Here is a 19,153-nt window from a genome sequence, read left to right on the forward strand (position 1 = left end):
TCCGCGCATGAACACAACAGCCCCTCCCCCTTCGATTACTAACTGAATTAGTTGACCCAGGAAGACCGGACTATGGAAAGCTGGAAAATCAGGACTCATCTTCTGCTGCTGACCAGTGCTTTACTGCTGGGATTACTCTGTGTCGGCGGCCTTGGACTCAAGGGCATGCAATCAGCCGTACGCAGCCTGGAAACCGTCTACCTCGATCGAGTCGTCCCGCTGCGGGACCTGAAAAAAATCGCCGACCTGTATGCAGTGAACATCGTCGATGCCACTCACAAAGCACGCAATGGCAACTTCACCAAAACGGAATCGCTGAGCCGGATCGAGCAGGCCCAAAAAGAAATCGATCAGACGTGGCAGTCCTACAAATCGACGCAACTGATTCCGGCAGAAACGCGGCTTATCGCGCAAATCGACCCACTGATGGACGCCACCCGCGGGCCACTGCAAACATTGCAGGGCATGCTGCGCCAGAACGACGACGCGGCGCTCGCACGATTCGCCACCGATCAGCTGTATCCGCTGATTGACCCCTTGTCAGACAAATTTTCCGAGCTGATTGAAGTTCAACTGGTGGAAGCCAGGAACCAGTTCGAACTCAACCAGGTCGGCTACACCGCCAATCTTCAACTCTGCCTGTTGATTCTGGCATTGGCACTGATAGCGGGAGCAGGCTATTCGCTGTTCTTCTCCAGGATGTTGAGTCGCCAGCTCGGCGCTGAACCGGCAGAACTGGCTTCGATCAGTTCGAACATTGCTCAAGGAAACCTGGCTCACACGCTCAGTGATCGACAACGACCGTCGACGGGTGTGTTGCACTCCGTCCAGGCGATGCGCCACAGCCTAAGCGATATGATCGGCAAGATCAGCCAGGCCTCCGAACAAATCGAAGGGGCCACACTGCAATTGTCTGCGTCATCGGAACAGGGACTGAGCAGCGCCGCACTGCAAAGCGAGACCGCCTCTTCCATGGCCGCCACGGTAGAAGAGCTGTCCGTGAGCATCAATCACATCGCCGACAATGCTCGACAGGCCCAAAGCACTGCACAGAAAGCCGGCGAAATCACCGGTGAAGGCATGGCGGTCATGCACGCCTCCATCGAGGAGATGGGGCAGATTGCCGATCTGGTTGCGCAAAGCTCATCGGACATCGATCAGCTGGCGATTCAGTCAAACGATATCAGCCTGATTGTCGAAGTGATTCGGGGCATCGCTGAACAAACCAACCTCCTTGCCCTGAATGCCGCCATCGAAGCGGCACGCGCCGGTGAACAAGGCCGTGGCTTTGCCGTGGTCGCCGACGAAGTTCGCAGTCTGGCCGCACGTACCGCTCAATCCACCACGGAAATCGTCACCCTGGTCAATGCCATACAAAACGGGATGGTCAAAGCGAAGGACAGCATGTCCGCCGGTTGCGAGCGTGTGACTCATGGCCAGAAACTGGTCGAAAGCGCCGGACAATCCATGAGCAAGATCAAGGGCGTACTGGACGAATCCATTGCGGCCGTCAGTTTCATTTCGTTGTCGCTACAGGAACAACGCGCAGCCAGTGAACAAGTCGCCAGTAACGTCGAACGCGTGGCACAAAGCGTAGAAGAGAACGCTGCCGCCCAGGGCGGGATCGTGCGAACAACCCAGGAGCTCAAGGCCATGTCCGATGGGCTGGGAGGTATTCTGCAGCGGTTCAGCCTGTAACGGACTCACGCGGGGTAGAGACGGACGGAACACAGAGATAAAAAAACCCGGCTTATTCAGCCGGGTTTTTTTATTGCCTCAACAACACTTCGGCCCCGCCTTGCTGCCGTAACGGGCTTCCTGGCGTTCGCGGAAGAACGCCTCGTAGTCCATCACCGGCTTGTCCGGGTGCTTGCTTTGCATGTGCTCGACGTAGTTGTCGTAGTCGGGCATGCCGACCATCAGGCGCGCGGCCTGACCGAGGTATTTTCCGAGGCGACTCAAGTCATTGAACATGCTGCAAACCCTCGATCAAGCTTCTGGCAGTGCCTGGTATGGCGCTTCTTTATCCGTGCGTTCCTTGGTGCCCCAGGCGGCGATGCCGACCTTGAGAGCAAAGAACAGGATGCTGAATACCACGAACAGGAACAGTGCGGTCAGTGTGGCGTTGGTGTAGGCGTTGAAGATCACATGCTGCATTTGATCAATGTTCTTCGCCGGCGCCAGCACCTGACCGTTGGCCAGGGCATCGCTGTATTTCTTGGCCAGCGACAGGAAGCCGATCGCCGGGTTGGCGTCGAACAGCTTGATGAAGCCCGCAGTGCTGGTGCAAATCAGCAGCCACACGGCTGGCAGCAAGGTCACCCACACATAACGCTGGCGCTTCATTTTGATCAGCACCACGGTGCCGAGCATCAGCGCGATACCGGCCAGCATCTGGTTGGAGATGCCGAACAGCGGCCACAGGGTGTTGATGCCACCCAGCGGATCGATCACGCCCTGGTACAACAGGTAACCCCACATGGCCACGCAACCGGCAGTGGCGATCAGGTTGGCGGTCCAGGATTCGGTGCGTTTGAGCGCCGGCACGAAGGAGCCGAGCAAGTCCTGCAGCATGAAACGCCCGGCACGGGTACCGGCGTCGACCGCAGTCAGGATGAACAACGCTTCGAACAGGATCGCAAAGTGGTACCAGAACGCCATGGTGTTTTCACCCGGCAGGACGTGGTGCAGGATCTGCGCGATACCCACCGCCAGGGTCGGTGCACCGCCGGCGCGGGCCAGGATGGTGGTTTCACCGATGTCCTTGGCCACGGCTTGCAGCGCCTCCGGGGTAATCGCAAAGCCCCAGCTGCTGACAGTCTGAGCAACCGAAACAGCATCGGAACCCACAATGGCCGCAGGGCTGTTCATGGCGAAGTACACGCCCGGATCGATCACCGATGCAGCAACCATGGCCATGATCGCCACGAAGGACTCCATCAGCATGCCGCCGTAACCGATGTAACGGGCATGACCTTCGCTGGCCAGCAATTTCGGCGTGGTGCCGGAAGCGATCAGCGAGTGGAAACCCGATACCGCGCCACAGGCAATGGTGATGAACAGGAACGGGAACATACCGCCCTTCCACACCGGGCCAGTGCCATCGATGAACTGGGTCAGTGCCGGCATTTTCAGCTCGGGCATGGTCACCAGAATGCCGATCGCCAACGCGACGATGGTGCCGATCTTGAGGAAGGTAGAGAGGTAGTCACGGGGTGCCAGAATCAGCCACACCGGAAGAACGGCAGCCACGAAACCGTAACCGATCAACATCCAGGTGATCTGCACGCCGGTGAAGGTGAACGCCTTGGCCCACACCGGATCAGCGGCAATCTGCCCGCCCAGCCAGATCGAGCCCAGCAGCAGGAACACGCCGATGATGGAGATTTCACCGATGCGGCCCGGGCGGATGTAGCGCATGTAGATGCCCATGAACATCGCGATCGGGATGGTCGCCATGACCGTGAACATGCCCCACGGGCTTTCGGCCAGGGCCTTGACCACGATCAGCGCCAGCACCGCGAGGATGATGATCATGATCAGGAAGCAGCCAAACAGCGCGATGGTGCCGGGGATGCGGCCCATTTCTTCGCGGACCATATCGCCCAAGGAACGACCGTTGCGGCGGGTGGACATGAACAGGACCATGAAGTCCTGCACGGCACCGGCCAGCACCACCCCGGCGATCAGCCACAGCGTACCGGGCAGGTAGCCCATCTGCGCCGCCAGGACCGGACCGACCAATGGCCCCGCGCCGGCGATGGCCGCGAAGTGGTGACCGAAGAGGACGTGTTTGTTGGTCGGTACGTAGTCCAGACCATCATTGTTGAGCACTGCGGGGGTCGCTCGATTGGGGTCGAGCTGCATCACTTTATTGGCGATGAACAGGCTGTAGTAGCGGTAGGCAACCAGGTAGATAGCAACGGCTGCGACGACAATCCAGAGGGCGTTGATCGCTTCGCCGCGGCGCAGGGCCACGACACTCAGCGCAATCGCTCCCAGGACGGCCACGGCAAACCAGGCGAGGTGTTTAGCCAGACGGGGCATAGAGGGGTCTCCTGCCGACAGCTTGTGACTGCGGCGGTAATTTTTATAATTGTGTCCGCTGTGCGGAGCTGGCCCAATATCCGCGCATGCCGTCCACAAATAAATCCGCGTTACTACGTACGCGGCGTCTACGTAGTTCTACGTAGAGAACGCCTTCCACTGTAGGAGCGAGCTTGCTCGCGAAAAAGGTTCAGCCGATGCCACTCAGCGCCTGGAATGCCATCGCGAGCAAGCTCGCTCCTACATGGCCTATGTTTGGCATATGATGCCGGGCCTTCGCCATCCCTCGTTACGGCCGGGAGCACAGATGCAGCTCAAACACAAAATCGTCGCGCTCGGAATTCTGCCGCTGGTGTTGGCCATTGCCGTCATCTGCGCCCTGGTGATTTCCCTGAACCGGCAACTGGGTGATCAGCAGGCGCAACTGATCGAAGACAGCATTCTGGCGAGCAAGCGCGCGGAACTGAAAAACTACGTGGAAATGGCGCAAAGCCTGATCGAGCCGCTGTACGACGACGGCCACGGTGACGCGCACGCCCAGAAACAGGTGCTGGAGGAACTGCGCAAGCTCAGCTTCGGTATCAACGGTTACTTCTTCGTCTACGACCACGAAGGCCGCAGCCTGATGCACGCGCGGCAGTCGGAACTGGTGGGCAAATACCTGTGGGACATGAAAGACCCGCACGGCCTGCCGGTGATCCAGGCGTTACTGAAAAGCGCACAGTCTGGCGAAGGTTTTCAACGGTACGCCTGGAACAAACCCTCCTCCGGCCAGGTGACCGACAAGCTCGCCTACGTGGTGATGCTGGATCGCTGGGGCTGGATGCTCGGCACCGGCATTTATCTTGAAGACGTTGAACGCGCGACCCAGCAGGCCCGCGACGAAGTGGCCATGGGCATCCGCAAGACCATGATGGCGATTGCCGTGGTCGCCCTCGTCGCGGTGCTGTTTGTGTTTGCCACCGGCATGACCCTGAACGTCAGCGAGCACCGCCTGGCGGACAAGAAACTGCAGCGTCTGACCCAACGTATCGTCAGCCTGCAAGAGGAAGAACGGTCACGGGTTTCCCGCGAACTGCACGACGGCATCAGCCAGGTGCTGGTGTCGATCAAGTTTCAGTTCGAGCTGGCCAGCCATGTGTTGGAGAATGGCCAGGACAAGGGCCTGGGCATATTACGGGACGCCACCGAACGCCTCGGCGAAGCGATCGGCGAGGTCCGCAGCCTGTCCCATGATTTGCGTTCATCGCTGCTCGACACCCTCGGGCTGCCGGCGGCCATCGGTCAGCTGGCCGCGGAATTCGAGCAACGCAGCGGGCTGCGGGTGACCTACAACGACAATGAATTCGACTGCCATCTGGTCGAAGGCGCGGCGGTGTCATTGTTCCGCATCGTCCAGGAAGGCCTGACCAATATCGAACGGCATGCCCATGCCAGGAACGTTTGCATTACCCTGCACGGTTCTGAAGACAACGTGCGCCTGACGCTGGTCGATGACGGTGTCGGTTTCAACGTCGCCCAGGTCGAACGTCGTCACGCGGGCATCGGCCTGCGTAATATCCGTGAACGCGTCGAACATTTTGGCGGCCGGTTCGACCTGATATCGATACCTGGACGCAGTGAGCTGGACGTTCTGCTTCCAATGAAATGGCCCGGCGGTAAACGCTGACGCCTCCCAAAACAACAAGAGTGAATGCCTGCGATGAACCTGCCCTCCCCGATCCGCGTCGCGTTGGTCGACGATCACTCCCTGGTCCGTGACGGAATCAAGGCGCTGCTGGCCGTCATGTCGCCCCTGGAAGTGGTGGGCGAAGCCGAAAACGGCGTCGAGGCGATCGAGATGGTCGGGCGCTGCCAACCGGACCTGCTGCTGGTCGACATCAGTCTGCGGGACATGAACGGCCTGGAGCTGACCCGGGTGCTGCGCAGCCAGTACCCGTCGCTCAAGGTGTTGGTACTGAGCATGTACGATAACTACGAGTATGTGAGTGAGTCGGTGCGTTCCGGTGCCAGTGGCTATGTGCTCAAGAATGCCCCCTCACGGGAAATCATCGCGGCCATCGAAGCGATTACCAGCGGCGGCACCTTCTACAGCGCCGAAATCGCCCAGCGGCTGATCGCCGATAAAAGCACTGACAACGAGCTGACACCCCGGGAAAGCCAGGTGCTGTACAAAATGGCCCAAGGGCTCAACAACAAGGAAATGGCCCGGGAACTGGACATCAGCGTGCGCACAGTGGAAACCCATCGCCTGAGCATCCGTCGCAAGCTCAACATCGACAAGCCTGCGGCACTGGTCAAATACGCCATCGATCACGGGATCATTACCTTGTAGGAGCAAAGCTTGCTCCTACAAAGAACGGTTCCGCGCAACCATTGACTGCGTCAATAGTCACCATTAACTCAATGAAGTTCTCTTAAAAACTGTGCGGCGTAACATCTGCTCCATACCAACCAACAACACCCCGGAGCACACGATCATGAAACGCCAAACCATCCTCAGCATCGCTTTCTCGATCTTCGCAGTGAACGCTTTCGCCGCTACCTCTGCTCAACCTGTAGTCGCTGAAGGCGGCTCGGATCGTCTGATCGAAAGCCGTGTGGCTGAAGGTGGTTCGGATCGTCTGCTCCAGAATCGTGTGGCTGAAGGTGGCGCTGATCGCCTGCTCGAAAAACGCGCTGTGGCTGCCGATGGTTCGGATCGTTTGAAAGGCAACACCATCGCCGCCGATGGTTCTGATCGCCTGAAAGGCAACACCATCGCCGCTGATGGTTCTGACCGCCTGAAAGGCAACACCATTGCCGCTGATGGCTCTGATCGCCTGAAAGGCAACACCATCGCCGCTGATGGTTCTGACCGCCTCAAAGGCAACACCGTCGCCTGAACAAATAGCTTCACCGAAGTCCCCAACGAAAAAACCCGGCCTGATCAGCCGGGTTTTTTCATGGTTTTTATCCGGCGATCACGCTTCAACTGCCCGCGCCACCGTGTGCTTCTTCAAAAAAGTAGTCTTTCCAGCTGTCCGCCTTGTTTTTCAGCACGCCCAATGCCTGCAGTTTCTCGGCATAGACCGCCGTGCGTTGTGGCACGACGGTGAAGTCGATTTCGGGATCGTTGACGATTTTCTCGACCAGCGACAGCGGCAGCTTCGATTGCTCGACCCGGATATAGGTCTGAGCGGCGGCGGACTTGTCGGCCTTGATGATTTTTTCGGCTTCGGCCAGGGCGTCATAGAACGCCTTGTAGGTTTTCGGGTTTTCGTCGTGGAATTTTTCAGTGGTGTACAGCACGTTGAACGTAGCCTGGCCACCCAATACGTCGTAGGAACTCAGCACTTTATGCACGTTGGGGCTCTGCAGTTCCTGATACTGGAATGGTGGGCTGGAGAAGTGCGAGCTGATTTCCGAGCCACCGGCGATCAGCGCCGCTGTCGCATCCGGGTGCGCAAGGCTGATCGAGATGTCGTCGAATTTCTTGTACTGGTCATTGCCAAATTGTCTGGCGGTTTCAATCTGCAACGTGCGCGACTGGAACCCGACACCCGCCGCCGGTACTGCGATGCGGTCCTTTTCGGTGAAGTCCTTGAGGCTCTTCACGTTCGGGTTATTGGTCAGCAAATAGTTAGGCATTGACCCCAGCGAGGCGATGGCCTTGACGTTCTGTTTGCCCTTGGTTCGATCCCAGATGGTCAGCATCGGCGGCACGCCCGCCGACACCACATCCAGCGCGCCCGCCAACAACGCCTCGTTCATCGCCGTGGCGCCGGAAATGCTGTTCCAGTCGACCTTGATGTCGAGGCCCTGGGCCTTACCCTGTTTCTCGATGAGTTGCTGATCGCGCACCACATCCAGGATCAGATAGCCGATACCGAATTGCTGGGCAATGCTGATTTTACCTTCGGCCTGAGCACCGGGACTGAGCAATGCGCTGACCGCCGCCACGGAGGCCGCCAACAGGGTCAACGCTGGATGCTTGAAGCGAGTTGCCATGAAAACCTCTGATCACTGAATTAATGGGTTGGCCGAAAAGCGCCGACAAAAAAGCGGCCAGAGCCGCTGTTTTTAGGGTTCTTGAGCCGAGACTCAGAGCTTGGCAATCGAGACTTCGGTGGATTTCACGAAGGCAATGACTTCGCTGCCGACCTTCAACTCCAGGTCGCGCACCGAACGGGTGGTGATGACTGAGGTGACGATGCCGGAGGCGGTTTGTACGTCGATTTCCGAGACCACTTCACCTTCCAGGATTTCCTTGATGACACCCTTGAACTGGTTACGGACGTTGATCGCTTTGATGGTCATGATGAGGCTTCCTGTCTGATGTCGAGTACATCCACCTGGATGTGCAGGCCTTCAAGGTGCACCGCCCCAACCAACATTAAAAGGAATATAAAATTATCAATTTATAATTATTGGATATATGTCAAATTTCAGGCAAAAAAAATCCCGGGCAGCTGATGGACGCCCGGGACTTAAAAATGCATAAACCGTGGTGGTGAACGCGGGGCGGATATTACGGAATATTTCCCGCTGTAACAAGATATTTTAGTTAACTGTTCGGTTACTAATTTCTCTAAGCCCTTAAATAACCTGATATTTTTTATGGTTACCGTCGAAACCACCTGAACTATGTCTGTAGGAGCGAAGCTTGCCTCTACAGATACCAGCGGTACTCCCGTGCATCGATGTCGTGCATGAAAGCCAAATGATCCTGGCGCTTGTTCTCGCAATACACATCGACAAACTCCGCCCCCAATCCTTCACGCAATTGCGGGTTGCCTTGCATGGACCGCACGGCTTCCAGCATCTCCAGCGGGAAATCGATACCGCTGCTGCGGTCTTCATTAAGCGGGGCGATCGGTTCGCGGCCGTTTTCCAGGCCTTGCTCCAGTCCAACCAGTATCGCGGCAAGCACAAGGTAGGGGTTGGCATCCGCACCGGCCAGGCGATGTTCGATGCGCAGGTTTTTCGCGTCCGACTCCGGCACCCGCAGGCAGGCATCGCGATCTTCAAAGCCCCAACTGGCGCGGGATGCGACGTTCACGGTGGCGCTCAAGCGGCGCATGGCGTTGTGATTCGGAGCAAAGATCGGCATGCAATGTGGCAACACGTCCAGGCACCCGGCCACTGCGTGGCGCAGCGCTTGTTGCCCGTTCGCCGCCAGCAGGTTGTTGCCTGCTTCGTTGTAGAGGCTTACATGCACGTGCATGCCGCTGCCAGGATGCTGCAAGTAGGGTTTGGACATGAAACTGGCGCGATACCCATGTTTGAGCGCAACACCACGAGTGCTGCGGCAAAACAACGCCGCCCAGTCCGCCGCGCGCAATCCGTCATCCAGATGGCCGAAATTGATTTCGAACTGTCCCGGACCGAGTTCGGCGGTGATCACCGTGGCATCGATGCCTTGCGTGCGCGCGGTCTCGACCATGTCATCGAGCACCGGGGCGAATCGCGAGAGGCGTTCGATGTGCATGTTCGGCTGATCATCGGCGTCGCCGGTCAGTGGATCGCGCGCAAACTGTGGCAAGCCATCACGCAAGTGGCTATCGAACAGGTAGAACTCCAGTTCGAACGCCACCACCGGAAAAATGCCTTTGCGACGCAGGCGTTCCAGCACCTGCGCCAATACTTCGCGCGGCTCGAAGACGATCGGTTTTTCGGTGCCGTCGGAGGTGATCAGCATCTGCCCCAACGGCTGTTGCTCCCAGCTCACCTTCTTGAGTGTGCCGGGCACCAGACGCCGAGGTGCATCCGGGTCACCGTCGTTGAAGCAGTAGTCGCCGATCTTGAACAGCCCGCCCTGGGTGCCGAGCAACACGCAGTTTTGCGGCAACTTGAGCGCGCTGCCGGCCGCCACTTTTTCCAGCATCTCGATCGGGTATCGCTTGCCGTAGAAATGGCCTGGAATGTCCAGGGAAATCAGGTCGACGTAGCGCACCTCAGGGTAGCGCTGACGAAACCCGCGCACTTCGTCCAGCAGATCAGAGCACACAGCATCCATCGTCTTGTTCCTTGTTGTTTTTATCAGGTGTAAACCCACAGCACGCGGGTGAGTTGGTCCGAGAGATTGCCGTAGCGGCAATGGGCATGACTGGCCAGCTGGAAACTGTCGCCGGCGCGCAAGGTGACCGGCTCGTTGTCATCGAGCCACAGCGTCAACTGACCTTCCAGGACATAGCCGCCCTGCTCCGAGCTGTCTTTCATGTGCCGGTCACCGCTGCTGGCGCCGGGCTCCAGCTGGCTTTCGAGCATGGAAAACGACGCGCGCATTTTCGGCGAGACCAGGATGTCGGTGATCCCGTCGGCGTAATATAGGGTGCGACGCTCGTCCGGTCGGGTCACCCAGGACAAGGCCATGGGTTTGGGCAGGCTGTAGAAATAGGTGGTCGGCACACCAAGGGTTTCGCTGATGGCGGTCAAGTCCGCCACCGTTGGCCGGGACAACCCGCGCTCGACCTGGGAAAGAAACCCCACGGAGCGACCGATTTTGTCCGCCAGCTCCTTCAGGGTGTATTTCTTGTGTTTGCGCAGGTCCTGGATCAGGATCGCCAGCGCCGAAATCTCTTCTTGCATGTCCATCTAAAGGCTTCCAGAAAGTGCCGATTCAAATGCTGTCGCGCAGCCGGTACCAGGCTTTGCCGATGGCTTCCAGCGGTGCGGCCATGTACTTGCCGCCGGGAAAACTGTTGTTGGTCAAGCCTTGGTACAACGCCAGCTCGTCCGATTGGCCAAGTATCGCATCGGAGACGGCCCGCGCCCCGGCCAGGGTCGGCAGCACGCCGTGACCGGAATAGCCCTGCAACCAGTACAGATCGCCGCGCCCGCCGATGTCGGGCGTGCGCTTGAGGGTCAGGTCGATGTGGCCACCCCAGGCGAACTCCAGCTCTACCCCTTTCAATTGCGGAAACACACGCTCCAGACAAGGCCGGGTGGCGCCGGCGATGTCCTTCGGCATGCCACCCAGGTAAGTGCAACCGCCACCGAACAGCAATCGATGATCGGGGGTACGGCGGAAGTAATCGAGTACGAACTGGTTGTCGGTGACACACACGTTGCTCGGTAATAGCGCAGTCGCCTGTGACTCGGCCAGTGGCGCCGTGGCCACCTGATAAGTCCCAACGGGCAACACGCAACTCGAAAGCTGCGGATCGAGCCGGTCGAGATAAGCATTACAGGCCAGTACCAACACATCGGCGCGAATGCGACCGCGTTCAGTGGTCACCACATACCCGTCGCCCTCCTCGCGATAATTCAGCGCCTTGCTTTGTTCATGAATCACGCCACCGGCCCGCTCAATCGCGGCGGCCAGGCCGAGCGCCAGTTTCAGCGGATTCAAGTGCCCGCCTTCGGGATCGAACAGCCCGGCCTGATAGCGCTCGCTGGCGACCCACTCCGGCAGCTGATGGCGCTCAATGAAACGCAAACCATCATGCCCCCATTTGTGACTGGCCTCATGCTGCCATTCGGTCAGCAAGCTGACCCGTCGTGGCATCACCGAGGTCCAGAGGTGGCCAGGCCGGTAGTCGCAATCAAATCCGTGGCGTGCCGGCAGTTCTCGCAACTCCCGCGCCGCCCAACGCATGCCATCCCACAGACGTCGCGCGCGCTCATACCCCAGCGCCGCTTCCAGCGGCGGCATGTCGCAGGACCAGCCAAGAATGGCCTGGCCTCCATTGCGTCCAGACGCCGCCCACGCCACCCGACTGGCTTCCAGCACTGTCACGCGTTTGCCGGCCAGGGCCAGGCGCAACGCGGTATGCAACCCGCTGAAACCGGCGCCGATGACCAGTACTTCGGTGTCTTGCTCGCCATCGAATGGCGCACGGTTTTTTACGTGATCGGCGCAGGTATGGGCGTAGTAGCTGGCGACATGTTGGGTGGATTGCTGAAACATTACCGGTTCCATGAAATTTTATAGTTTTAATTTCATGAAAAAATACACCAGTATTTTCACACTGGCAAGGTTTTGATGACAGGGGTGAAGGGTGCTCGGCCTTGTCCGCGATCCCATTGTGGGAGCGTACTTGCGGCACTCCGGAGCTTGCCAAAGGGACTCGCCGCAAAGGCGAAACGGCCAGCCGCCGTTACCGCAGCAATGGATATGTACCCAAACAAAAAAAATCCCACCCGGAAAAACCCGGGCGGGATTCGCTGAAACGGCCAGCATTATGGGAAAGACTTAGGCAATCGGAATCAAAGGATCCGCCGCCGCCCAGGCAACATCACGATCCGCCACTGGTGGATAAATCCACACAGTATTGATCTGCGTCTTGAGTTCCTTGCCCTCTTGCTTGGTCAGCTTGACCTGGCGATCCCACCCTTCGGTGTAAACCGCGCCCCAGGCGCCCAGATCCAGGCAGGTAACGTATTTCGGCTGGCGGTACGGCGTCGGGTCCACGCCGAGGATATGCGCGGCCACGTTGTTACCGGCATGTCGGCCCAACATGATGGCGTGCTGGCAAGTCATCAGTGCGTGGTTGCCGATGTCATCGGTGGCCGCATAAGCGACGTCGCCGGTGGCGTAGATGTCATCCTGGCCAATGACTTTCAGGTTCGCATCAACATGCAGGCGGCCGAGATGATCACGTTCGCCGGGGACCTGCTCGGTCAGCGAGCTGGCGCGTACGCCGGTGGTCCAGACCACGGTTTTAGCATCGATACGCTGGCCATCGGACAAGCTCACACCATCTGCATCAACCGCAACAACCGAGGCGTTCAGATGCCAGGTCACGCCGGTTTCAATGCTGGCTTCAGCGATTTTTTCCGCAATTTCAGGGCCCATGGAACCACCGACCTTGTTACCGCGGTCAACGATGATCACCTTGATATCCGCACGATCACCGAGGATGGCACGCAAGCGGGTCGGCATTTCAGTCGCCGTTTCGATCCCGGTGAAACCTCCGCCGGCAACCACTACGGTGTTGCGTGCAGCGCTTTCTGGCTGATTGACCAGATTCTTGAGGTGGTTTTCCAGGCGTACGGCTTGTTCGATCTGATCGACGTCGAACGCATGTTCAGCCACGCCTGGGGTATCAGGCAGTGCCAGGCCGCTGCCGGTAGCCAGTACGAGTTTGTCGTAGATAACCACCTGTTTGTTGCCCGAAGCATCAATGTAGCCAACACGTTTTTGCGCGACGTCGATGGTCTCGGCGGCGCCCTTGATGAACTTCACGCCGACCGCATCCAACAGCTTGCCAATCGGCGCGGCCAGTTGATGGGCGTTCGGCTCGTAAAAACGTGGGCGAATCCGCAACTCGGCCTGAGGAGCCAGCACCGTCACTTCGACGTTGTTGTGATCATGGATGTTGAACAGACGCGTCGCACTGATCGCTGTCCACATACCACCGAAACCCGCACCAACTACCAGGATGTGTTGTTTCATTTTTAACTCCAGTGAAGAACCAGGCATTGAATGTTGTTAAAGGACCAGGAGCTTGGCGCGAGTCTCTCTTGGAAAGCGCCGTTCACTGCCGATCTGACAACTGCGACTTTATTGATCCGAGTTACATCACGCAACCTGTTTTTTGCGATGGTTTCCATCGATGATTTTGATACAGGCCTGAAAGGCGCCATGCAGCTGGCTACAAAAGGATTTAGGCTTCAATGGGGCAACAATCCCATTCGTTGTCCAGTTAACGACCAGCTGATATCATTTGCGACAACACTAGTCGGAGATTGAAATGGCTCTTTACAGCGCAGGCGTCGAATACGGCCTTCACTGCCTGACTTTCCTGGTAGGCAATTGCGGCGATACCCGCGAAGCGAGTGTGCGTGACCTGGCCGAGCTGCAAGGTGTGCCGCTGGACTATCTGGCAAAAATCTTCACCAAACTGGCCAAGGCAAAACTGGTGGTGGCGACCGAGGGCGTGCGTGGAGGATTCAAGCTGGCTCGGCCGGCGGACGAAATCACGCTGCTGGATATCGTCAACGCCATCGACGGGCGCAAGGCTATTTTCGAATGCCGGGAAATTCGCGGTCGTTGCGCACTGTTTGAAGGTGAGACGCCGGAATGGGCGGTGGACGGACGCTGCTCGATCCATGCCGCGATGCTGACGGCGCAGAAGCGCATGGAAGAGGCCCTGGCCCAGCAGACGATCCTGGACATCGCCCGCAGGGTAGGACGCAAGGCCCCGGCGGAGTTCAACGCGAAGGTGGACAGCTGGATGAACGATCGCCGGGAAAAGAAAGGCACCGCCAGTACCCAGACAAGCGACGATCAGCTCATCCAGGTCACCGCGGTCTCCGACTGAATCCTACAGGCAATCACGCACTGCCTTGCGCAGTGCGCCGGACTTGGCCCAGGGCGGTCCCTGATACAGCGAGACCTGGCTTCCATCCTTCGACTTCACGATGTCCAGCACTTCATCGGCCGTGATGATGCTGGGCGCGGTAATCCGGTAGCCGTTGGATATCGAAGTTTGTGTGGTGCTGGATACCTCTTTTTGCCACGGGGGCAACACGCACGCGGCCAGCTCTTTCGGTGGTTTTTCACTGTACTTGCTGACATTCGGCTCGCCCGGTACCAGTGACGCCGGCAACGAACATCCCGCCAGCAACGCCAATACCACTCCCCCCAATAACATCCGACTCTGCATGAAACGTCCTTAATCCTGAAAAAACAAAATGTAGTCTGTCGTCGCACGGACTTCCATGGCATGACGGAACCTCAGCGACTGGCGTTGTTATCGCCAGGCTCCGGGTAGGACCGTTCGTTCAAATAGGTCATCCATCGCTCATAGGCTTCGTGTTGCCATTGGCTGACCCGCTCCCATTCCGGCCCGCTGAGCTGGTGTTCGGAGATGAGTTTCATCATTTCGCTGGTGGCCGCATCCAGATCGGCAATCAGCTCATGGGCACGCGCTCTGAAATCATCGGTTGCGGTCATTTTGAACGTCCCCCGCCCTTGCCGAAAAATCGGTACTTCACTACGACAGCGGATTTTGCCGATCGCGCAATCTTCCCGACCAAAGGAAGCGGTCCGGGACCAGACGAATACAACGCCCTCTTGCAGGAATGGGTCTAAAATTTCAAGGCGCAGAGTTGCAGGAGGTCATCATGTGGCTTAACGAATCGGAACAAGAACTTCGACGCGATCTGCAAGGGCTTGCATCGGATTTGCGATGGTCGGCGGTCGAACTTTTACGCATCGCAGAGCAGTTGCGCCTGACCGGCAATGATGTCGATGCAGAGGCCGTCAGGAGGCTGTGCGATCTGTTCCAGGGTGATGAGCAACGGTTGGCAGGCTATGCCGAGGAAGTGAAAGCCAAATACATCACCCGCAACAAACCCCAATAGCGGACACGCTGCGATGAAAAGCGCTCTCTTGATGTTCGCCGCGTTGCTCACGGCATTGCCAGGCTGCAGCAGCAACTCGCAAATCTACCGGGACCAGCCGCTGGTGGCCAAGGTCGAGACCGGCATGAGCAAGGAGCAAGTCGAGCAAATCGGCGGCCCACCGTTATCGGTCACGAACCGTAGCGTCGAGCCGGGCACTTGCTTTGATTACAAGCTGACCCAACCCGGTCATCAGCACCCGTTCAATGTCAGTTTCGATGATCGGGGCAAGGTCGATCACAAGAGCTTCATGACCTGTGCCGAATGGAGCAACACCCAGCAAAAGGCCAGGGAATCACGCTCTGGTGGTGGGGGCGGCGGATATTAGCGCTTTTGTAGGAGCGAACTTGCTCGCTCCTACAATTTCCAGGGTTACTGGCTGCGCGCCTGCTTGCTCGACCGCGACTTGCAGCCTGGCAGAGACGCCGCAAACGCCAGCGCTTCTTCTCGGCTGCCAAACGACCCGAGTCGATCACCTTTGGTGCAGACCCGCCATGGGCCATTGTTCACGCTGACGACGTCATAACCGTTCATGTGCATCTTGTTCAGCATCGGAACACTCATGGTCACCTCCATCTTCGCAATGATATCCAAAGCTAACGTGCCTACCTTACACCTGCTCTTCGCCAAAAGGCCGACCAGACGTCGTGTCAGGATTCCGTCATTCGACTGCACTTTCAGGCGTGGCAACCGCTCTAAACAGGCAAGTTCCGGCAAAACGATTCCGGCGTGAATATTGCAGTTTTATGACAATTTTATGTCAAAGAGCTATCAGGCAATACATGAAAGTACGCGCAACCGTCATTTGCGAGCAGGACCGCCACATTCTCCTGGTGCGCAAACCGAGGAGTCGCTGGATGTTGCCCGGCGGCAAGGTCGAGCCCGGTGAAACCACGGTGGGAGCCGCCACGCGTGAGCTGCACGAAGAAACCGGGCTTGATGTCGAGGACATGCTGTACCTGATGGAGCTGGAAACCGGCAGCACCCGGCACCACATCTTCGAGGCCTCCGTGATCAATCTGGATCAGGCGCGGCCACGAAATGAAATCTTCGACTGCATCTGGTTTCCGCTGGATGCGGTACAGAACCTGAGTACCAGCGACGCTACGCTCAGGATCGTCAGAGCGTTTCAGCGTCGCCTGTAGGTTTCTCTACGCCGTGGCCAATGCCGTCGCGGCCTTGTCAATAAACGCGGCAATCTCCGCCGGCATCGAAGCCAGGGACGCATGACTGGCGTTCAAGGTCAGAATCTCCCGGGCATTCAGTCGCCCTGCCATCCACTGCTGGTTCTGCGGCGCGATCATCCGGTCATCGGCCGACACCTGATACCACGACGGTTTGTTCTTCCACGCCACGGTGCTGATCGTGTCGCCAAAGGTGCTGGCCAAGGGGGCTTTCTGGGTGATGCCCATGACCAGTCCTTCGGTCGCCGGCAAGTCCTGGCAGAAACTCTCATGGTAAAGCTCAGGCTTGACCCACAGATATCCGTCGCTGTCGGGAGCCAGGTTGGCTGCTGCCGCCGGGAGATGCCGTTGCGTAATGCCGCCGGGGCTTTCACCGGTGTCCGGCGCGAACGCAGCGATATAAACCAGGCCCACGACATTCGGTTGATCGCCCGCCTCTGTTATCACCGCACCGCCATAGGAATGACCCACCAACAGCACAGGTCCGGCCACTCGCGCGACCATTTTACGGGTGCGTTCAGCGTCATCGGCCAATGAAGTCAGGGGCATTTCCACTGCCTGGATGCGGGTGTAGCCCTTGCCCAGCAGTTTGACGATGACTTTGTTCCAATGGGCGGCACCGCCCCAGAAACCATGGACCAGCACAATCGTGGGTTTTTCGCTCATGACCTTGACTCCATTGACCGATAAGGTTGTTGGCGCGTCGTGTCAGCCCTGATCGCCGCCACCCACGGGCATGACCATACCGGTGATATAGGACGCTTCGTCGCTGGCCAGAAACAGAATAGCCCCGGCTTGCTCATCCAGCGTGCCGTAGCGCTTCATCAGGCTGCTGTCGAGGGTCTGGTCAACGATCTGCTGATACCAGACTTTCTCTTGCGCGCTTTGCTCGGCGCTGTTGCGTGGAATCACCCGCGGCGGCGCTTCGGTGCCACCGGGTGCCGTGGCGTTGACCCGAACCCCGCGCCCGGCGGTTTCAAACGCCAGGCAAGCGGTCAGCGCGTTAACCCCACCCTTCGCCGCGCCATAGGGCACACGATTGACACTGCGGGTGGCGATGGACGACACGTTGACGATCGCTCCATTGCCCTGCTCCAGCATGAAGGGCAACGCGGCGTGACAGCACCATAAGGTCGGGAACAACGAACGGCGGACCTCAGCCTCGATCTGCGACGCCTCGTAATGCTCGAACGGCTTGGCCCAGATCGTCCCGCCGACGTTATTGATCAACACATCGAGGCGATCAAAGCGCTCGACGGCGGTTTGCATCACCCGGCTGCATTCCTCGTACTGCTCAAGATCGGCGGTCAGGGCCAGCACCTGGCTGTCTTTCGCCAATTGCTGCTGAACCTCGAACACCAGCTCGGAGCGATCGACCAGGATCAGCTTCGCCCCTTCCGCCGCCATACGTTCTGCAACGCGCCGACCGATGCCCTGGGCAGCCCCGGTGATCAGCGCGACTTTTTCGTGAAATCTGTTCATGTGCTCTCCACAAACCTTCAAATACACACAATCCCTGTGGGAGCGGCGGTGCGACGATTCGACTTGCCCGCTCCCACAAGGGACTGCGCGCGACTTACGCCGCGCTGGCGGCAAATTTTTCGTAGTAGAAGTTCGCAGGCTCGATGCCTTGTTCGCGAATGAACTGGCTGACCGCCTCGACCATCGGCGGTGGGCCGCACAGGTAGACGTCAACGTCGCCATCGTTCAAGTGCTTTGGCTCGATGTGCTGGGTCACGTAGCCCTTGAGTGGATGTTGGCTATCGGGGCTGGCCACGCAGGCGCTGTAGCTGAAGTTGGGGATGCGCGCGGCGAAGGCTTCGAGGCGGTCGAGCTCCACCAGGTCGAAATCATGGGTCACGCCGTAGATCAGATGCAGCGGATGATCACTGCCCTGCTCGGCGATTTTCTCCAGCATCGCGGTAAACGGCGCCAGCCCGGTGCCACCGGCCAGCAACAACAACGGCCGGCGGATGTCGCGCAGGTAGAAACTGCCCAAGGGCCCCGCCAGACTCATGCTGTCGCCAGCCTTGGCCATGCCGGTGAGGAAACTGCTCATCAAGCCGCCAGGCACGTTGCGAATCAGGAAGCTGACTTCACCGTCTCGTTGCAACGAGCTGAAGGAATACGCGCGGGTCTGCTCGCTGCCGGGAATGCCCAGGTTCACGTACTGCCCCGGCAGGAACGCCAGTTTGCTCAACGCCTCGCCCTTGATCGACAGCGCGATGGTGCTGTCGGACAACTGGCGCACCGCACTGATGGTCGCCTCGTAGCTGGCCTGACGGGTACGGCAGACTTCCGACGAGGTCGGCACGCGTACCACGCAATCGCTCTGGGCACGCATCTGGCAGGTCAGGACGAAACCCTGCTCGACCTCTTCCGGGCTGAGGGCATCTTCGATGTACTCCGCGCCCAGATCATAGGTGCCGGCCTCGGCAAAACACTTGCAGGTGCCGCAGGCGCCGTCACGGCAGTCCAGCGGGATATTGATGCCCTGGCGGTACGCGGCATCGGCCACGGTCTCACCGGCATTGGCGTCGATGAACCGGGTGACGCCGTCTTCGAAATTGAACGCAATGGAATGGGTCATG

The 19,153-nt window shown here is 58.6% G+C and carries 23 protein-coding genes; 9 read left to right on the forward strand and 14 right to left on the reverse strand.

Going from position 1 to position 19,153, the window contains the following annotated elements; genetic code table 11:
• Positions 1 to 72 precede the first annotated feature (72 nt).
• Positions 73 to 1,698 carry a methyl-accepting chemotaxis protein gene (locus FFS64_RS09955; RefSeq protein WP_137805230.1) on the forward strand — a complete coding sequence of 542 codons (1,626 nt, stop codon included), beginning with the start codon at positions 73 to 75 and terminating at the stop codon, positions 1,696 to 1,698.
• Between the two features lie 78 nt (positions 1,699 to 1,776).
• Here the strand turns inward: FFS64_RS09955 and FFS64_RS09960 are convergent, their stop codons facing one another.
• Positions 1,777 to 1,974 carry a YbdD/YjiX family protein gene (locus FFS64_RS09960; protein ID WP_008051268.1) on the reverse strand — a complete coding sequence of 66 codons (198 nt, stop codon included), beginning with the start codon at positions 1,972 to 1,974 and terminating at the stop codon, positions 1,777 to 1,779.
• A 15-nt stretch (positions 1,975 to 1,989) separates the two neighbouring features.
• On the reverse strand, positions 1,990 to 4,047 hold the full coding sequence (locus tag FFS64_RS09965; protein WP_137805231.1) for a carbon starvation CstA family protein: 2,058 nt from the start codon (positions 4,045 to 4,047) through the stop codon (positions 1,990 to 1,992).
• Between the two features lie 307 nt (positions 4,048 to 4,354).
• On the opposite strand from FFS64_RS09965, the gene FFS64_RS09970 reads away from it, so the two are divergent.
• From FFS64_RS09970 to FFS64_RS09980, 3 genes are all read left to right on the forward strand, one after another.
• On the forward strand, positions 4,355 to 5,716 hold the full coding sequence (locus FFS64_RS09970; RefSeq protein ID WP_137805232.1) for a cache domain-containing protein: 1,362 nt from the start codon (positions 4,355 to 4,357) through the stop codon (positions 5,714 to 5,716).
• 33 nt (positions 5,717 to 5,749) lie between these two features.
• Positions 5,750 to 6,382: a response regulator transcription factor gene (locus tag FFS64_RS09975; protein WP_137805233.1), complete on the forward strand. Its 633-nt coding sequence runs from the start codon at positions 5,750 to 5,752 to the stop codon at positions 6,380 to 6,382.
• A gap of 145 nt (positions 6,383 to 6,527) precedes the next feature.
• On the forward strand, positions 6,528 to 6,932 hold the full coding sequence (locus FFS64_RS09980) for a hypothetical protein (protein ID WP_137805234.1): 405 nt from the start codon (positions 6,528 to 6,530) through the stop codon (positions 6,930 to 6,932).
• Positions 6,933 to 7,017: 85 nt separating this feature from the next.
• Here the strand turns inward: FFS64_RS09980 and FFS64_RS09985 are convergent, their stop codons facing one another.
• The 6 genes from FFS64_RS09985 to FFS64_RS10010 all read right to left on the reverse strand — a co-directional run bounded on the left by FFS64_RS09985 (position 7,018) and on the right by FFS64_RS10010 (position 13,426).
• Complete coding sequence (locus FFS64_RS09985; RefSeq protein ID WP_137805235.1) at positions 7,018 to 8,037, reverse strand: ABC transporter substrate-binding protein; 1,020 nt, start codon at positions 8,035 to 8,037, stop codon at positions 7,018 to 7,020.
• A 93-nt stretch (positions 8,038 to 8,130) separates the two neighbouring features.
• The gene (locus tag FFS64_RS09990; protein ID WP_007904463.1) at positions 8,131 to 8,346 is read right to left on the reverse strand and encodes a molybdopterin-binding protein; all 216 of its coding nucleotides are present in this window, start codon (positions 8,344 to 8,346) and stop codon (positions 8,131 to 8,133) included.
• Positions 8,347 to 8,698: 352 nt separating this feature from the next.
• Positions 8,699 to 10,045 (reverse strand): glutamine synthetase family protein, encoded by a 1,347-nt coding sequence (locus tag FFS64_RS09995; protein ID WP_137805236.1) that lies wholly within the window; start codon positions 10,043 to 10,045, stop codon positions 8,699 to 8,701.
• 23 nt (positions 10,046 to 10,068) lie between these two features.
• Positions 10,069 to 10,623 (reverse strand): helix-turn-helix domain-containing protein, encoded by a 555-nt coding sequence (locus FFS64_RS10000; protein ID WP_137805237.1) that lies wholly within the window; start codon positions 10,621 to 10,623, stop codon positions 10,069 to 10,071.
• Between the two features lie 25 nt (positions 10,624 to 10,648).
• On the reverse strand, positions 10,649 to 11,938 hold the full coding sequence (locus FFS64_RS10005) for an FAD-binding oxidoreductase (RefSeq protein WP_137805238.1): 1,290 nt from the start codon (positions 11,936 to 11,938) through the stop codon (positions 10,649 to 10,651).
• A gap of 285 nt (positions 11,939 to 12,223) precedes the next feature.
• Positions 12,224 to 13,426, reverse strand: coding sequence for an NAD(P)/FAD-dependent oxidoreductase (locus FFS64_RS10010; protein WP_137805239.1), 1,203 nt, complete (start codon positions 13,424 to 13,426; stop codon positions 12,224 to 12,226).
• A gap of 30 nt (positions 13,427 to 13,456) precedes the next feature.
• On the opposite strand from FFS64_RS10010, the gene FFS64_RS10015 reads away from it, so the two are divergent.
• Both FFS64_RS10015 and FFS64_RS10020 read left to right on the forward strand, forming a co-directional pair.
• Positions 13,457 to 13,723, forward strand: a complete 267-nt coding sequence (locus FFS64_RS10015; RefSeq protein WP_137805240.1) for a hypothetical protein — start codon at positions 13,457 to 13,459, stop codon at positions 13,721 to 13,723.
• Between the two features lies 1 nt (position 13,724).
• Positions 13,725 to 14,294, forward strand: a complete 570-nt coding sequence (locus tag FFS64_RS10020) for an Rrf2 family transcriptional regulator (RefSeq protein WP_137805241.1) — start codon at positions 13,725 to 13,727, stop codon at positions 14,292 to 14,294.
• Positions 14,295 to 14,297: 3 nt separating this feature from the next.
• Here the strand turns inward: FFS64_RS10020 and FFS64_RS10025 are convergent, their stop codons facing one another.
• Together FFS64_RS10025 and FFS64_RS10030 are read right to left on the reverse strand one after the other, a co-directional pair.
• The gene (locus tag FFS64_RS10025; RefSeq protein ID WP_137805242.1) at positions 14,298 to 14,639 is read right to left on the reverse strand and encodes a hypothetical protein; all 342 of its coding nucleotides are present in this window, start codon (positions 14,637 to 14,639) and stop codon (positions 14,298 to 14,300) included.
• A 71-nt stretch (positions 14,640 to 14,710) separates the two neighbouring features.
• A complete protein-coding gene (locus FFS64_RS10030; protein WP_137805243.1) occupies positions 14,711 to 14,929 on the reverse strand; it encodes a hypothetical protein in 219 nt (72 codons plus the stop codon).
• A 170-nt stretch (positions 14,930 to 15,099) separates the two neighbouring features.
• Here FFS64_RS10030 and FFS64_RS10035 point away from each other — a divergent pair, with 170 nt between their 5' ends.
• Both FFS64_RS10035 and osmE read left to right on the forward strand, forming a co-directional pair.
• Positions 15,100 to 15,339: a hypothetical protein gene (locus FFS64_RS10035; RefSeq protein ID WP_137805244.1), complete on the forward strand. Its 240-nt coding sequence runs from the start codon at positions 15,100 to 15,102 to the stop codon at positions 15,337 to 15,339.
• 13 nt (positions 15,340 to 15,352) lie between these two features.
• Positions 15,353 to 15,706: an osmotically-inducible lipoprotein OsmE gene (gene osmE / locus FFS64_RS10040; RefSeq protein ID WP_095193615.1), complete on the forward strand. Its 354-nt coding sequence runs from the start codon at positions 15,353 to 15,355 to the stop codon at positions 15,704 to 15,706.
• 44 nt (positions 15,707 to 15,750) lie between these two features.
• Here the strand turns inward: osmE and FFS64_RS10045 are convergent, their stop codons facing one another.
• Positions 15,751 to 15,942 (reverse strand): SPOR domain-containing protein, encoded by a 192-nt coding sequence (locus tag FFS64_RS10045; RefSeq protein WP_137805245.1) that lies wholly within the window; start codon positions 15,940 to 15,942, stop codon positions 15,751 to 15,753.
• A gap of 218 nt (positions 15,943 to 16,160) precedes the next feature.
• On the opposite strand from FFS64_RS10045, the gene FFS64_RS10050 reads away from it, so the two are divergent.
• Positions 16,161 to 16,523: an NUDIX hydrolase gene (locus FFS64_RS10050; protein WP_137805246.1), complete on the forward strand. Its 363-nt coding sequence runs from the start codon at positions 16,161 to 16,163 to the stop codon at positions 16,521 to 16,523.
• A 6-nt stretch (positions 16,524 to 16,529) separates the two neighbouring features.
• On the opposite strand, the gene FFS64_RS10055 is transcribed toward FFS64_RS10050, so the two are convergent.
• The 3 genes from FFS64_RS10055 to benC form a co-directional block, all read right to left on the reverse strand.
• Positions 16,530 to 17,228 carry an alpha/beta hydrolase gene (locus FFS64_RS10055; protein ID WP_137805247.1) on the reverse strand — a complete coding sequence of 233 codons (699 nt, stop codon included), beginning with the start codon at positions 17,226 to 17,228 and terminating at the stop codon, positions 16,530 to 16,532.
• Positions 17,229 to 17,270: 42 nt separating this feature from the next.
• The gene (locus FFS64_RS10060) at positions 17,271 to 18,044 is read right to left on the reverse strand and encodes a 1,6-dihydroxycyclohexa-2,4-diene-1-carboxylate dehydrogenase (RefSeq protein WP_137805248.1); all 774 of its coding nucleotides are present in this window, start codon (positions 18,042 to 18,044) and stop codon (positions 17,271 to 17,273) included.
• A gap of 94 nt (positions 18,045 to 18,138) precedes the next feature.
• Positions 18,139 to 19,152: a benzoate 1,2-dioxygenase electron transfer component BenC gene (benC, locus tag FFS64_RS10065; RefSeq protein WP_137805249.1), complete on the reverse strand. Its 1,014-nt coding sequence runs from the start codon at positions 19,150 to 19,152 to the stop codon at positions 18,139 to 18,141.
• Between the last annotated feature and the right edge of the window lies 1 nt (position 19,153).

Source organism: Pseudomonas sp. G(2018), from assembly GCF_005502415.1.
Lineage (GTDB): Bacteria > Pseudomonadota > Gammaproteobacteria > Pseudomonadales > Pseudomonadaceae > Aquipseudomonas.

Bases quoted from the DNA above. Each gene is read 5' to 3' on its own strand.
- FFS64_RS10020 (WP_137805241.1), top strand. From the start codon at position 13,725: ATGGCTCTTTACAGCGCAGGCGTCGAATACGGCCTTCACTGCCTGACT.
- osmE (WP_095193615.1), top strand. From the start codon at position 15,353: ATGAAAAGCGCTCTCTTGATGTTCGCCGCGTTGCTCACGGCATTGCCA.
- FFS64_RS10005 (WP_137805238.1), bottom strand. From the start codon at position 11,938: ATGTTTCAGCAATCCACCCAACATGTCGCCAGCTACTACGCCCATACC.
- FFS64_RS10055 (WP_137805247.1), bottom strand. From the start codon at position 17,228: ATGAGCGAAAAACCCACGATTGTGCTGGTCCATGGTTTCTGGGGCGGT.
- FFS64_RS09975 (WP_137805233.1), top strand. From the start codon at position 5,750: ATGAACCTGCCCTCCCCGATCCGCGTCGCGTTGGTCGACGATCACTCC.
- FFS64_RS10035 (WP_137805244.1), top strand. From the start codon at position 15,100: ATGTGGCTTAACGAATCGGAACAAGAACTTCGACGCGATCTGCAAGGG.
- FFS64_RS09965 (WP_137805231.1), bottom strand. From the start codon at position 4,047: ATGCCCCGTCTGGCTAAACACCTCGCCTGGTTTGCCGTGGCCGTCCTG.
- FFS64_RS09995 (WP_137805236.1), bottom strand. From the start codon at position 10,045: ATGGATGCTGTGTGCTCTGATCTGCTGGACGAAGTGCGCGGGTTTCGT.
- FFS64_RS10030 (WP_137805243.1), bottom strand. From the start codon at position 14,929: ATGACCGCAACCGATGATTTCAGAGCGCGTGCCCATGAGCTGATTGCC.
- FFS64_RS09960 (WP_008051268.1), bottom strand. From the start codon at position 1,974: ATGTTCAATGACTTGAGTCGCCTCGGAAAATACCTCGGTCAGGCCGCG.
- FFS64_RS09970 (WP_137805232.1), top strand. From the start codon at position 4,355: ATGCAGCTCAAACACAAAATCGTCGCGCTCGGAATTCTGCCGCTGGTG.
- FFS64_RS10025 (WP_137805242.1), bottom strand. From the start codon at position 14,639: ATGCAGAGTCGGATGTTATTGGGGGGAGTGGTATTGGCGTTGCTGGCG.
- FFS64_RS10045 (WP_137805245.1), bottom strand. From the start codon at position 15,942: ATGAGTGTTCCGATGCTGAACAAGATGCACATGAACGGTTATGACGTC.
- FFS64_RS10050 (WP_137805246.1), top strand. From the start codon at position 16,161: ATGAAAGTACGCGCAACCGTCATTTGCGAGCAGGACCGCCACATTCTC.
- benC (WP_137805249.1), bottom strand. From the start codon at position 19,152: ATGACCCATTCCATTGCGTTCAATTTCGAAGACGGCGTCACCCGGTTC.
- FFS64_RS09985 (WP_137805235.1), bottom strand. From the start codon at position 8,037: ATGGCAACTCGCTTCAAGCATCCAGCGTTGACCCTGTTGGCGGCCTCC.
- FFS64_RS09955 (WP_137805230.1), top strand. From the start codon at position 73: ATGGAAAGCTGGAAAATCAGGACTCATCTTCTGCTGCTGACCAGTGCT.
- FFS64_RS10010 (WP_137805239.1), bottom strand. From the start codon at position 13,426: ATGAAACAACACATCCTGGTAGTTGGTGCGGGTTTCGGTGGTATGTGG.
- FFS64_RS10015 (WP_137805240.1), top strand. From the start codon at position 13,457: ATGTTGTTAAAGGACCAGGAGCTTGGCGCGAGTCTCTCTTGGAAAGCG.
- FFS64_RS09980 (WP_137805234.1), top strand. From the start codon at position 6,528: ATGAAACGCCAAACCATCCTCAGCATCGCTTTCTCGATCTTCGCAGTG.
- FFS64_RS10060 (WP_137805248.1), bottom strand. From the start codon at position 18,044: ATGAACAGATTTCACGAAAAAGTCGCGCTGATCACCGGGGCTGCCCAG.
- FFS64_RS09990 (WP_007904463.1), bottom strand. From the start codon at position 8,346: ATGACCATCAAAGCGATCAACGTCCGTAACCAGTTCAAGGGTGTCATC.
- FFS64_RS10000 (WP_137805237.1), bottom strand. From the start codon at position 10,623: ATGGACATGCAAGAAGAGATTTCGGCGCTGGCGATCCTGATCCAGGAC.